Origin of the sequence: Chiayiivirga flava, from assembly GCF_014202825.1 — a bacterium.
Lineage (GTDB): Bacteria > Pseudomonadota > Gammaproteobacteria > Xanthomonadales > Xanthomonadaceae > Chiayiivirga > Chiayiivirga flava.
Genome location: NZ_JACHHP010000001.1, coordinates 826011 through 839670, shown reverse-complemented (window position 1 = coordinate 839670; position 13660 = coordinate 826011). Strand labels below are relative to the sequence as shown.

Sequence of the window (13660 nt, the reverse complement as noted above, 5' to 3'; positions counted from 1 at the left end):
GACGGCGTCACGGACCGCGGCATGGCACTGCTGATCAACGATCTTTGCGTCAACTGCGACGTGTGCGCGCCGGCCTGCCCGAACGCGGCCATCTCGCAGGGCGAGACCATCTACGAAATCGCGCCGTCGCGCTGCACCGAATGCGTGGGGCACTTCGATGTGCCCCAATGCATCGAGGTGTGCCCGGTCGAGTGCATTCTCGTCGATCCGGCGCACGAGGAATCGCGCGAACAACTGCTGCACAAGTACTGCCTTCTCACGGGACACGCCGCATGATCCGTTTCCGCGCCCGGCGCATGTGCGTCGCGTTCGTCGCACTTGCGTTGTCGTCCGTGGCCACGCTGCACGCCCGCGATGGCGACGGCGCCACCGTCAAGCCACGCGCCGCCGCCATCGCGAGCGCGCGCGACTACGCCACCGACGCGGGGCTCGAAGTACTCGCCGCGGGCGGCAACGCCTTCGACGCGGCCGTGGCGGTGAGCGCCACGCTCGGGCTGACCGAACCGGAAAGCTCGGGCCTGGGCGGCGGCGGATTCTTCCTGCTGCACGTGGCGAAGGACGGGCGCGACGTGTTCGTCGACGCGCGCGAACGCGCGCCGCTTGCCGCCACGCGTGACATGTACCTGGATGCCGCCGGCAAGGCGCAGCGCGAGAACAGCGTCAACGGACCGCTCGCCGCGGGCATTCCCGGCCTGCCGGCGGGCCTCGTGCACGTCGCGAAAACCTACGGCCGCCTGCCGCTCGAAACCTCGCTGGCCCCGGCCATCCGCCTCGCGCGCGAAGGCTGGACCTTCGGTCCGAAGAACGTCGCGCTGCTCGGTTCGCGCAAGGCCGTGCTCGCGCGCTCGCCCGGCGCGGCGCAGCTGTTCCTGCGCGACGGCGCGGTGCCGGCGCCCGGCACCGTCATGCGCAACCCGGATTACGCGCAGACGCTCGAACGCATCGCACGCGACGGACACGACGGCTTCTACCGCGGCGAACTCGCGCAGCGCCTGGTCGACGGCGTGCACGAGGCCGGCGGCTTGTGGACCATCGAGGACATGCACGGCTACCGCGCCGTCGAACGCGAACCGCTGCGCATCGAGCACCGCGGCTACACGCTCGTGACTGCGCCGCCGCCGTCGTCGGGCGGCATCGCGCTGGCGGAAATCCTCAACGTTTTGTCCGGCTACGACTATGCCGCGCTGGCGCCGGTGCCGCGCACGCACCTGGTGATCGAGGCCATGCGCCGCGCCTACCGCGACCGCGCCGACTACCTCGGCGATCCGGATTTCGTGGTGCCGCCGACCGCGCGCCTGACCAGCCAGGACTACGCCGCCGGCCTGCGCGTGGGCATCGACCCGAAACGCGCCACGCCCAGCGCCAGCCTCGCCGGCATCGGCAGCCCGCCCGAACGTCCGGAAACCACGCATTTTTCCATCGTCGATACCGAAGGCAACCTCGCCGCCGTCACGCAGACGGTGAACCTGCCGTACGGCAACGCCTTCGCCGTGCCCGGCACCGGCTTCCTGCTCAACAACGAGATGGACGATTTTTCCGTGGCGCCGGGCGTGCCGAACGCCTTCGGCCTGGTCGGCGACGAGGCCAATGCCATCGAACCGGGCAAGCGTCCGCTGTCGTCGATGACGCCCACGTTCCTGATCGGCCGCGATCGCGTGGCGGCCATCGGCACGCCGGGCGGCAGCCGCATCATCACGATGGTGCTGCTGGGCCTGTTCGAACTGATGGACGGCGGCAGCGCGCAGGCCGCCGTCGACCGCCCGCGCTTCCATCACCAGTACCTGCCCGACGCGGTCTCGGCCGAGCCGGACGCGTTCGACGCGGACACGCTCGCCGCGCTGCGCGCGCTCGGCCACACGGTCAATCCCGGCGAATCGACCTGGGGCAACATGCAGGTGGTGATCTGGAACCGCCGCACCGGTGCGGTGGAAGGCGGCAGCGATCGACGCAACGGCGGTGTCGGCAAGGCGGCGACGAGCGCGGAGGCGGCGATTTATCGCTGATCGGGCAGGAGCGCCCCCTTCCGCCTGCCGGCACCTTCCCCCGCTGCGCGGGAGAAGGAAATTTCCGATAGGTGTCGCGGCGCTGCGTGGGCCTGAAGCTTTCACGTCGATCCCCGAGTTGACGTACGCTGCCCGTGCTGGCGACGTTGATCGAGGCATTCCTTCTCCCGCGCAGCGGGGGAAGGTGCCGGCAGCGGAAGGGGGTTGTCTACACCGCGAGCCCATCGTCGATGACCTCGCCCCGTCGTTCGATCTGACACAACGGAGTCACGATGAAACTCTGGTCCATCCTCGGAAACTCCCAGCGCCTGGACGGCGGCGCAATGTTCGGCAACGCGCCGCGCGCGATGTGGTCCACGTGGTCGGCGCCGGACGAACACAACCGCATCGATCTTGCCTGCCGCGCCTTGCTCGCAAGCCCGCTCGCGGGCAAGACCGTGCTGTTCGAGACCGGCATCGGCGCCTTCTTCGAACCGAAACTGCGCGAACGCTTCGGCGTGAACGAGGCCCGGCACGTGCTGCTCGATTCGCTCGCCGCGGCCGGGTTCTCGCACGAAGACATCGACGTGGTGGTCCTGAGCCACCTGCACTTCGACCACGCCGGCGGCCTGCTCGCGCCGTGGGTCGAGGGGCAGGCGCCGCAGCTGCTGTTTCCGAAGGCCATCTTCGTTGTCGGTGCCGAGCACTGGCGCCGCGCGACCGCGCCGCATCCGCGCGATCGCGCCAGCTTCATCCCCGAATTGACCGGCCTGCTTGAAGACAGCGGCCGGCTCGAACTCGTCGACGGCGAACACACGCCCGCGCTCGGCGACGCGGTGCGCTTCCACTACAGCCACGGCCACACGCCCGGCCTGATGCTGGCCGAGATCGTCGGTCGCGACGGCCACGGCGGCCTGGTTTTCTGTGCCGACCTCATCCCCGGCCGCTCGTGGGTGCACCTGCCGGTAACGATGGGCTACGACCGCAACCCCGAACTGCTCATCGACGAAAAACGCGCCTTCCTCGACGACAAGCTCGCCCGCGACGTGCACCTCTTCTTCACCCACGACCCGGGTTGCGCATTGGCCCGCGTCACCCGCGACGCGAAGGGCCGTTACGGCATCGAGCACGAGGTGGCGGAACTGAGCGCGCGCCCGCTCGGGGCGTGAGAGCCATCGCGTTCGCGATCGGCCGAAAAAAAAGCGCACCCGCGTGTAACTAGTGGATACCTGACCGCGCCGGGAGTCACCATGTCGCACCTTCGTGTCCTGCTCGTACTGTTCGCTGCATTACTGACCGGCGCCTGCCATCCGTCGGCCGACGAGGCGGAGGGGAAGACGATGCGCGTTTACGAGGTCCCGCCTGACCGGGCCTCCGCGTTGGTCTACAGCCTCAATCAGGCCCTTTTTGCAGGTCCCCGCCCCGACGGCGACAGCAGTCAGGCAGCGCTCGGCAAGGTTTCGCTCGGGGGCCACGGCCAGCTCATCGTGGTCGCGGATGCATCGCTCCATCCGAGTATCGAACGCAGCCTGCAAGCCATCATGGCGGCGACGCCGGCCGGTGGCGCCGCGGAACCGCAGCTGCGGCTGCGCTTCTGGTCCGTCGATTTTCTCGCTGGCGGGGGGAGCGATGCGCCCGCATTGCGTTCGCTGAAGCCGGCTCTCGACGAACTGCGGTCGGCTGCCGGCCAAGGACATTTTGCGTTGCGCGATCATCTCGAGTCCGTGTCTGCGGTCGATCCGGGGAGACAGCGGGGCGTACGTCGCCACTGGGACAGCGTGCGCGTCGGCGCGGAGGGCGAAGTCGTCGAGCAGGCGTTGGGCTACACCATCGAAAAAGCCGACGGGGCGTACCAGCTGGCGCTCGAATTCAACGACAGGAACTTTCCACCGTCCAAGCACGGAGCCGTCGACCGCAAGACCACCACGTCGACCTCGCTCGTCCTCGGGCAAACACTCGTGCTGGCGAGCCAGCCGTTCGTGTCGCCCGCGCCGTCCACGGAGAGCGGAATGCGCTACTACATCATCCGCGTTGATCCGGTGGCGTCCTCAGACTCCGGCGACGCCGGCTGATGTGCGATGCCGCTTAACGAAGCGGACCTGCTCGCATGCTACCAACGTCTCGAATCGCCGCTCTTCAATGCGCTCTACCGTTGGCTCTGGCAGGCGCAGGACTGCCAGGACCTGATGCACGATGCATACCTGCGCGTCTGGGCCAAGCGCGCCACGGTGGACGCGGCGCGCATCGACGCGCTGGTGTGGACGACGGCGCTGAATCTTGCGCGCAACCGTCTGCGCTGGCGCGCATTGGGGCCGATGGGCGAGGTCGATCCTGGCGCCGCGGCTTGCGAAACGGCGCTGGACGCTGCCGCGCAGCGCGAGCGGGACACTCGCCTGCGCGCGGCACTCGGGCGCCTGCCGCGTGCGTCGCGAGAGGTCGTGGTGCTGGGCGAATTCGGTGGTTTGTCGGTGGCGGAAATCGCGGCCTTGCTCGGCATTCCGCCGGGCACTGTCGGCTCGCGCAAGCATGCGGCGTTGGCCAAGTTGCGCGAATGGTTGGGAGTCGGCGATGACGCAGGGTGAATCGTGGCGCGAAAGTCGCGTGCCGCCTCCCGGCGGGCTCGAGCGTCTGTCGCACGCGCTTGAGCGCACCGGGCAGGCGCCGAAGCGATGGGGGCCGGCCGTATCGCTCGCGATGGCCTGCTCGCTGTGTGTCGCCGCCGGTATCGGCGTGCATCTTTACAATGCGCCGCGGCTTGCGTTCGAACAGGCGCTGCATGCTGCACTGGCCGAAGCCGGGAATGCTCAAATGAAACGCGAGGCGGCGAAGTCCCTACCGCGGGAGCTTCCGAGCAGCCGCGCCGATGTGCGTATCCTGCTCGTCGAGCCGACAACGCTGCCGTTGCGCAACAAGTGACGTTGCCGGACACGTGGCGTCGGCGACGCGTGAAGCAGCGCCCCCGCACGTTGGCGCGCGACCTGCCGTCGGCGAGCGCCCGCCGCTAGAATTGCGGCTGCGCCAGATGCGGCGTCACGCTTGCGGCTCGCATGCGTCGCTGTCGACGCACCGCTTTTCACCGAGGTTCGGACACGATGGCGTACGAAGAAATCACGCGGCACGGTTGGCTTTCACGCATCGGCGCGTCGTTCAAGGGGATTCTTGCCGGCGCGGTGATCCTCGCGGTGGCGGTGTCGCTGCAGTTCTGGAACGAGGGGCGCACGGTCAAGCGCGAGCAGGCGCTGAGCGAGGGCCGGGCGCAGGTGCTGGAGAGTGCCGGCGCGCAGCCGGACGCCGCCAACGACGGTCGCCTCGTGCACGTGGCGGGGCGCGCACGCGCGGGCGCACCGCTCGCGGACGAGACCTTCGGCGTGGAGCACGAGGCGCTTGCGTTGCGTCGGCAGGTGCAGATGTTCCAGTGGCGCGAGCGGCGGGACACGCGCGAGGAAAAGGAGGTCGGAGGCGGTACGCGCAAGGTCACGCGTTACAGCTACGAAACCGTGTGGGACGACGAGCCGATCGATTCGGACGACTTCCGCGAGGAGGAAGCGCACCGCAACCCGGACGAGATGCCCTATCGCGACTACAGCTGGCGCGCCGCGGACATCCGCATCGGCGGTTTCCGGCTCGGCGACGAGGCGGCGTCGCAGATCGGCGGCTGGCAGGACCTGCCCGCCGCACAGGTGCAATTGCCGGAAAACCTCGCTGCCATCTTCCGCCCCTCCGGCGACTGGTTCGTCACCTGCGAAACCCCGGCGCAGCCGCAGGTGGGCGACCTGCGCGTGCGCTTCCAGATCGTGCCCGAAGGCGCGTTCACGGTGATCGGTCGACAGCAGGCCGGCATGCTGGACACCTGGCGCAGCTCGCGCGGGCAGGAGCTGCTCATCGTCGAGTCCGGCGAGCACGGCGCAGCGGCGCTGTTCGACGAGGCCGCCAGCGACAACACCAGCGCGAGCTGGGCGCTGCGGCTGGCGGGCTTCGTGCTGGGCTGGATCGGCTTCGGCCTGTTGCTGCGGCCGCTGGCGGTGCTGGCGGACGTGGTGCCGATCCTCGGGCGGCTGGTCGGCTTCGGCCTTGCGCTGGTCTCCGGGTTGCTGGCGGCGGTGCTGAGTCTGGTGGCGATCGGCAGCGGCTGGGTGTTCTACCGGCCCTGGCTGCTGGCGGTGATCGTGATCGTCGTCGTCGCATTGATCGCGTGGCTTGTCATGCGGCGGTCACGCCGTTCGGTCACCGTGCCGCCCATGCCTGCGCCTGCGCCAGCACCGTCGCGCCCGCCGCCGCCACCCGGCGCATGAGCCGCCTGCCCGACGATCCCGCCCGCGCGCTGGCCGCGCGACGGCGCTTCCTGTCGCTCGGTGCGCGCGGTGCCGGCCTCGGGCTTGCGCTGTCGCCGCTCGGCCGGCTGTTTGCGGCGGCCGGCGAGGCCGGCGCCCGGGCCGCGGCGCCGGGCTACGGGCCGCTGCGGCCCACGCTCGACGAAACCACGCGACAGCCGCTGCTGCAGCTGCCCGAGGGCTTCCGCTACCGCAGCTTCGGCTGGACCGGCGAGGTGCTGGCCGACGGCACGCCGACGCCGCCGGCGCACGACGGCATGGGCGTGGTGCGGGCGCGCGGCAGCGTCGTGACGCTGGTGCGCAACCACGAGGTGGTGCGCGCCGACGGCGCGTTCGGGCCGTCGGCATCGCACTACGATCCGGCCTGCAGCGGCGGCACCGTGACGCTGGCGTTCGACACCGCGCGCGGCGAGCCGCTGGCCGCGCACGCCTCGCTGTCGGGCACGCTGCAGAATTGCGCCGGCGGCGTCACGCCGTGGAACACGTGGCTGTCGTGCGAGGAGTGGGTCTCTCGCGCCGACCAGCCCGTGCTGGTCAAAAGCGGCGAGGCCGTGCTCAGGCGCGATCACGGCTTCGTGTTCGAAGTGCCGGCGCAGGGCCTGTCGCGTGCCGAGCCGTTGCCGGACCTGGGCCAGTTCAAGCACGAGGCCGCCACCGTGCACCCGTCATCCGGCGCGGTGTACCTCACCGAGGATGCGTACGAGATCGCGGGCTTCTACCGCTGCCTGCCGCAGGTGCCGGGCGAACTCGTGCGCGGCGGGCGCCTGCAGATGCTGCGGGTGAAGTCGCGCGAGGAATTGCGTCGCGGCCTGCGCGCCGGGCAGCGCTTCGCGGCCGACTGGGTCGACATCGAACAGCCGGCGCGCGGCGTCGATCCGGCCGACGGCGAGCCGCGCGGCGTGCAGCGCCAGGGGTTCGCGCAGGGCGCGGCCCGCTTCACCCGGCTCGAGGGCGTGATCGCCACCGACCACGAAATCTTCTTCACCTCCACCGACGGCGGCGACGCGGCCTGCGGGCAGCTGTGGGCCTACCTGCCCGGCAGCGACGAACTGCTGCTGGTCTACGAATCGCCCGATCCGGCCACGCTCGACTATCCGGACAACATCGTGCTCAGCCCGCGCGGCGGCATGCTGATCTGCCAGGACAGCAAGCTCGATACGCAGCGCCTGTACGGCATCGGCCGGGACGGCGGCGGCCTGTTCGAGTTCGCGCGCAACAATGTGCAGCTGGACGGGGTGCGCGGCTTCAGCGGCGATTTCCGCGACGCCGAGTGGGCCGGCGGCTGTTTTTCGCCGGACGGCCAGTGGCTGTTCGCCAATGTCTACACGCCCGGCTTCACGGTGGCCATCACCGGGCCGTGGAGAGCCGGGCTGATCTGATCCGGGTCGGCGTGGTGGGGGCGCAAACCGCGTGCGCGCGGGGATGTCCCGCAACGCCGCACGAACTGTGGTTGTAAGCAAAGTGCGGCCTCTGCGGGCACGCGATGATTGCCTCGAAAACGTTGTGTGGCCGCAGCGGGCCAAGCTCCGTGCCCAGCGCGGCGCAACCATGCGGCGCTTTGCGTGGATTCCTCGACGGCCAGTTCCTGATTCGGTGGGATCCGGTAGAGATCCAGGTATGGCTGCCTACGACCCATCCCGGCCATTCAAGTGACGCAGGCGGTGGTCATGGTGACGATAGTCGGCTTTGTAGTCAGTGATGCGCTCCGCCGACGATTTTCACGTCGGCGCGAAGTTGGGCGCGGCTTGTGCGTCGTTGAAATACATTGTCGCTGTCGCCCTTACCAAATCCTCGGGTGACCTCACATGTCGGTCGATATCAAAGTCGGCCTTCGTGCGCTCGTAGAGGTGATATGGCTCGAGCTCGCGCTCAGTCAACAAGATGGCGCGCTGCTTGTGCTTGGTGTTTAGCCCCTTGGCACACTCGATCTCCTCGGCAGTGAACGGACTCAGCTTCGATACCAGAAGGAATGTTTTGAAGCGCTTTGCCGGCAAAGCATCTGCGATGCGCACCAGCGTTTCAATATCCCGCTTGAACTCTTCCGGATTGATCGGCCCAACGTCCTTGCATTCACCAAGAATGATGGCTGTCTTACGGGGATAGGGCCTGCGAATTACCCAGACGAAATCAATCTCGCAGCTATTGTCGGTCGCCCCATCGGGTGTCAAGTTCAGTGATAGGGAGTACGCTGACTCGCTTCTCGAACTGGTCAGGTTGGCGTCCAGCTGTTGAAGCGTCAACGCGACCGGAATCGCGCCCATCGCATTCTTCTCCGTGCCAAGAATGCCGGAGCGCCTGTAGGCCCAGTCGCCGTCAAGCAGTTGTCCCGTTGCGTCATGCTCTTCGCCACACAGTTCGCAAACCACCTTCTGCTTCAGAGTGTCGAGCGCCACCCAACTCGGGAGACGACAGCCCGGACACGTCAGCTCGCGACCCATGCGAAAGAGCCCCTTCTTGAGCATTTGAGCGAAGACCATCGACGGAGTGAGCTTCTCTCCACGAAGGCGTGGGCCGACATGCAAGTCTTCATGGTCGCTGAACTTCGCGTCGGGGCGTCTCGGATCCTTCCCGCCGATCAGCTGCAGCGCCGCCTTCTTCGAGAATGAACCAGACGGACCATGCGTCTTGATCAAACGCCTGACACCGTGAATCTTGAATGCACGGGCGCCTTGCAGACCGCCGAGACGTGCGATCAGCTGGCGTGCGATCAGTCCTCCATTGCTGAGCTTGGATTGGTATCCAGCCAAACGGAAGATCCGTTCGACAAGATCGGCTACTGGCAACGCGTTCAGCCAGACATCGGCCTCTGCTGCGTCAATAACTATGCCGATGCGCTCGGATTCCAGGCGTAGCTTGCTGTATTGAAAGTGCATCGTCCGCGCACAGAATTCGTTGAGTTCCGGCAAGTAGGGCGGACGCAGGGTGTAGTGATCGTCGCCGTAGAGGCCGCTCAAGAGCGATACTGACGCTACCAAGTGCTGGGTGTGGAACCAGGTGTCGCCGCAAAAAGGTTTCTCGCTCAGTGGGAACGAAACCTTAGGCTGACCGTTGTCGCGACCCAACACACCTAGCACCGAAGCTTGATCGAAGTGCATCATCGGCGGCCTGACGTTTCGGCCGTTCCACATGTGTTCCGAAACGGAGCAGAGTGTCAGTTCCTTGTCGGGGAAATGGGCGCGGGCGGACTCGGTATCTTCGCTCCGCGTCCAGACCGCCAGCCTGCGCTCCCACTCATGCCGATGCGCTAGGGACTCGCGCATGATCTTCTCCCAAGGCGGGATGATCTCGCTAAATCGCGCGAGGTGCCGTGGGTCAATAAAGAGCAATTGGATATCTGAGGCCCGGAGATTCCAAGCGCAGATCAGGTCGTCGAGGTTATCCGCATGGCCCACGAAAAACCCTGGATAGCTCCAACCGGCCTCGATGCTGTGATGGCGTTCAGTCCCATGTCGCGCCAGATAGGCGATGCTGGGATGGTCTATGGTGTTGGCGGAGATCGGAAGTTTCGCATCCACTGCGATCTCAGCGGGCTCTAGGAACTCCCTCACCATCGCACTGTAGTCAATGCCAGTCTGCTCGGCGTCCGGGTAGGCGCCGAAGTGCATGAGGAAGACATCAGACAGCGAGTCATCTGGCTGCCAGCTGTACACGCGGAAGCCCTTTTCGATCATCGCCTTCCGTTCAGGACTGTCGCGCATATGTACCAGCGCGTTGTGCACGTCCAGGACGTTGGCTCGCTTGCTTTCCTTAGGCCCTCCGATGAAGAGGGTGTCGTGCCAGAGTGGGTTGATCAGATGCGGAAATTTCTTCGGGAATTGCTTTGCCTCCTCGCTATCGCCAACCGGCAGCAGGAAGTCAACGCGGAACAGGTCCACCAGCCGTCGTGCCTCGTCTTCGCGATCGGCAAATACAATCGGGTTGAAGCGTCCGCCCCATAGTGTGTGGGACAATCGAACAGCCTCGCGGAACGCCAGAATGTCGCCCGACTTGATGACCCAGCCGATGCGTAATGGCCTGTAAGCGATATCGACGCGCAGGGTGTCCACGTTGAATCAGAGCGCCGAGAAGAGCGAGAAAGGCAGCCTTGGAAATGCTCGGAATACATGCCGCGACTCGTCTTCCGATAACGCAACTAACCCCTCCATAGCGCGGAGATCAGCTGGTGTTTTGACCATCATTTTTTGCTCCAGTCGCTGGACTTGTTTTTACCGCAAAGCCACGACAAGGACAAACTGCACGCGGCACTCGTCTTGTACTGAATTCTTTCACAACTGAATCAAGCTTGGCACGACGGACGGCTGGCGTCATGCAAGCATGCTTAACGTCCGCTCCTGGTCGGGAACGGTCGGTCGTGTGCTTGCCTGTCGCGGTCAGTTCCGCTGGCCAAGCTAGTCAGGTGACGTGGCGAAGGTGATCAGACCGCGGGCGATTTGCGGCGGGAGATTTCACTCGGGCCGGCCAATTTATGTTTACCAAGAGCGGCCAACTCTATGGTTACTTCCACAAAACACCCGTCCCTGCACCGTGCCCGTCGCTACAGCGAGCGCAGCGCCGCCGCCGGCGCAACGCGCGCGGCGCGGCGCGCGGGCAGCCAGCTGGCGACGGCGGCAGTAGCGAGCAACACGGCAACGGCGGCGGCAAGCGTCGGCGGATCGCCCGCGGTCACGCCGTAGAGCAAGGCGCGCAGGAACGGCACCGCCGCCGCGTGCAGCAGACTCCCGACCGCGATGCCTGCGACGGTGAGCGCCAGCGCGTGCGCGGCGACCTGGCGTGCGATCGTGCGCGGCGTCGCTCCCAGCGCGGCGCGGATGCCGAACTCGCGCGTGCGCAGCGCGACCATGTACGACATCACTCCGTACAGCCCGACCGCGCCGAGCAGCAGGGTGACGCCCGCGGCCACCGCCGCGAGTGCCAGCACCAGCGACAACCGCGCGGTGGAAGCGCGCAGCACTGCGTCCAGGGTTTCGACGCCGTAGACGGGCACGGTGGGGTCGAGCTCGCGCACGATCTGCCGCAGCGCCGGCACGAGCGCATCGGGCGCGCCGGACGCGTGCACCACCAGCGCCATGTTGCGCCGCGCCGCCGGCTCCACGTCCGGCGCGCCCGGCACGACCAGGGGGCGGTAGAGCACGGGTTCGGGCGCGGTGGCCAGATCGCGGTCGCGCACGTCGCCGACCACGCCGATCACGGTATAGGCCGGTCCGGCCGGCGCCAGCGTCAGTCGCCTGCCCACCGAGGCGGTTCCGTCGGCGTCGTCGAACAGCGCCTGTGCCGCGCGGCGGCTGATGACCACGTCGGTGCCGCGCTCGGCATCGAGCGGACGGAATCCGCGCCCGGCGAGCAGCGGGATCGACAGTGCGGAGAAATAGCCGTCGTCGACGATGTTCACCGGCAGCGACCGCCTCCGACCTGAGGCGTCGGCGCGGAACGTCTCCTCCGGCATCTCGCCGCGCCCCAGCGGCACCTTCATCGCCACGCCCGCGCTCCGGACCGACGGCAGGGCGCGCACCCGTTCGGCAAGGCGGGCGTAGAACGCGACCGATGCCGCGTCGTCGTAGCGCGCGAACGGCAGCTGGGTGCGCAGCGTCGTCACCTGCGCGGTGTCGAACCCCGGGTGTTGCGCGTAGAGCGCATGCGCGGTGCGCAGCAGCAGGATCGATCCGGTCGTGACCGCGAGCGCCACCGCCATCTGCAGCGCGGTGATGGCCGCACGCAGCCGCAGGCGCGGCGTTCCGGCCGAGGCGCCCCGGGCGCCGTCGCGCAGCGCGGACAGGCGATCCGCATGCAGCAATCGGCCCGCGGGCACGGCCGCGCACACGGCCGCGCTCGCCGTCGCGAGCAGCGCGACGAAGGCCGCGGTCGGTACGCCCACGCCCAGCTCCGCGAGCCGCGGCACGTCGGCGGGGCCGAAGGCGACCAGCGCGGCGATGGCGGCGTGGATCAGCGGCAGCGCGAGCGCGCCGGCCGTGGCGCCGAGCAGCACCGCCTCGGCGAGGAACGCGGCCGCGTTGCGCAGGCGGCCCGCGCCGAGCGCGGCGCGGACGGCGAACTCGGGCTGGCGCGCGTCCGCACGCAGCAGCAGCAGGTTGGCCACGTTCGCCCACGCCACGAGCAGCACCAGCCCGGCGGCCGCAGCCAGCATCCACAGCGTGGGTGCGATGTCGGCCGTGACGTGCTCGCGCAGGGGCACCACCACCGGCACCGGGGCCGTGTCGGCGAGCCAGGCGGCGGTCGAACCGCCGGCGTCCAGCCGCGGGAACGCCTGCGCGACGGCCGGCAGCACGTCGGCCAGGTCGCGCTGCGCCTGCGCCGCGGTCACCCCCGGGGCGAGGCGCGCAACGCCCGAATACGCGAAGTCGCCGAGGTGTGCGTCGTCGTTGCGCTTCGCCGGCAGCCACAGACGCGTGGCCGGCGTCGGAAAGGCGAATCCCGCCGGCATCACGCCGACGATCGTGCGGCGCACGCTGTTGACCATCACCGTCCCGCCGATGACGTCGGGCGCGGCGCCGAAGCGCGTCCGCCACTCGGCCTCGCTCAGGATGGCGGCCTCCGGTCCGCTGCGCAGCTCTTCCTCCGCGTCGAAGCCGCGCCCCAGCAGCGGAGTGGCCCGCAGCAGCGGCAGCACCGACGCGCTCACCCAGGTGACGACCACGCTCTGCGCCACGGGATCGTCGCCTTCGGTCCAGACGTTGGCGCTGCCGGTGCGGTGGAAGCCGACCCCGTCGAGCGTCCGCGCATGCCGCGCGTAGGTCAGGTGCAGCGCGAGCGGCTGGGGACTGTCGCCGTTGCCCGGTGTGCGCAGGCCGAGGTCGACCAGGCGGTCCGCATCCGGATACGGCAGCGGGGCAAGCAGCACGCCGTAGACCACGGCGAACATCGCGCCGGCCGCGCCGATGCCGAGGGCAAGGGCGAGCACGGCGGTGGCCGTGAAGGCCGGTGCACGTCTGAGGGATCGCAGGGCCTGACGGAGGGTCATCGCGGTACTCGGGTCGCGGGCAGGACCGCAGGACGGGGGCGGCGGGGCAACGAAGCGGCGGTTCGACCATGGCACGCCGATCCCAGGGGCTCCGGTGCCGGGACGCGGATGCGGACTGTTACGGCTCGTCCGCCGTCGGAACCCTCAAATGCAATACGCACGAAATGTGATGTAACGCACATAAATCGTTGCAACTCGACCGTTTGTCTGCCAAAGAGCGCCGTCTGTCTCCCATGCTGCCAGTTGCGCCGAGAGCTTTCCGCTACTTGAAGCAGCGACAAATGTAACGCGAGTACGGGGCAATCCGCGGCCGTGTCGGGGTCGCGAGCGGGCGGGGCAGGGGCTGGCCCGGGGCGGCGCGGTGGCGCCGA

The 13660-nt window shown here is 68.2% G+C and carries 10 protein-coding genes; 8 read left to right on the top strand and 2 right to left on the bottom strand.

Annotated features, from left to right (window positions below; genetic code table 11):
- Positions 1 to 21: 21 nt before the first annotated feature.
- The 8 genes from HNQ52_RS03410 (at position 22) to HNQ52_RS03375 (ending at position 7692) form a co-directional block, all read left to right on the top strand.
- On the top strand, positions 22 to 276 hold the full coding sequence (locus tag HNQ52_RS03410; RefSeq protein WP_183959685.1) for a YfhL family 4Fe-4S dicluster ferredoxin: 255 nt from the start codon (positions 22 to 24) through the stop codon (positions 274 to 276).
- Positions 273 to 2003 carry a gamma-glutamyltransferase gene (ggt, locus tag HNQ52_RS03405; protein WP_183959684.1) on the top strand — a complete coding sequence of 577 codons (1731 nt, stop codon included), beginning with the start codon at positions 273 to 275 and terminating at the stop codon, positions 2001 to 2003. The genes HNQ52_RS03410 and ggt overlap by 4 nt, the downstream gene beginning before the upstream one ends.
- A gap of 272 nt (positions 2004 to 2275) precedes the next feature.
- On the top strand, positions 2276 to 3151 hold the full coding sequence (locus HNQ52_RS03400) for an MBL fold metallo-hydrolase (RefSeq protein ID WP_183959683.1): 876 nt from the start codon (positions 2276 to 2278) through the stop codon (positions 3149 to 3151).
- Between the two features lie 81 nt (positions 3152 to 3232).
- Positions 3233 to 4054, top strand: coding sequence for a hypothetical protein (locus HNQ52_RS03395; RefSeq protein ID WP_183959682.1), 822 nt, complete (start codon positions 3233 to 3235; stop codon positions 4052 to 4054).
- A 6-nt stretch (positions 4055 to 4060) separates the two neighbouring features.
- Positions 4061 to 4564 carry an RNA polymerase sigma factor gene (locus HNQ52_RS03390; protein ID WP_183959681.1) on the top strand — a complete coding sequence of 168 codons (504 nt, stop codon included), beginning with the start codon at positions 4061 to 4063 and terminating at the stop codon, positions 4562 to 4564.
- Positions 4551 to 4898 carry a hypothetical protein gene (locus HNQ52_RS03385; RefSeq protein WP_183959679.1) on the top strand — a complete coding sequence of 116 codons (348 nt, stop codon included), beginning with the start codon at positions 4551 to 4553 and terminating at the stop codon, positions 4896 to 4898. The genes HNQ52_RS03390 and HNQ52_RS03385 overlap by 14 nt, the downstream gene beginning before the upstream one ends.
- Positions 4899 to 5074: 176 nt before the next feature.
- Positions 5075 to 6274, top strand: coding sequence for a TMEM43 family protein (locus HNQ52_RS03380; protein ID WP_183959677.1), 1200 nt, complete (start codon positions 5075 to 5077; stop codon positions 6272 to 6274).
- A complete protein-coding gene (locus tag HNQ52_RS03375; RefSeq protein WP_183959675.1) occupies positions 6271 to 7692 on the top strand; it encodes an alkaline phosphatase PhoX in 1422 nt (473 codons plus the stop codon). The genes HNQ52_RS03380 and HNQ52_RS03375 overlap by 4 nt, the downstream gene beginning before the upstream one ends.
- Before the next feature lie 339 nt (positions 7693 to 8031).
- Here HNQ52_RS03375 and HNQ52_RS03370 read toward each other — a convergent pair whose 3' ends face one another.
- Positions 8032 to 10359, bottom strand: a complete 2328-nt coding sequence (locus HNQ52_RS03370) for a hypothetical protein (RefSeq protein ID WP_183959673.1) — start codon at positions 10357 to 10359, stop codon at positions 8032 to 8034.
- Between the two features lie 488 nt (positions 10360 to 10847).
- Positions 10848 to 13289: an ADOP family duplicated permease gene (locus HNQ52_RS03365; RefSeq protein WP_183959672.1), complete on the bottom strand. Its 2442-nt coding sequence runs from the start codon at positions 13287 to 13289 to the stop codon at positions 10848 to 10850.
- Positions 13290 to 13660 lie beyond the last annotated feature (371 nt).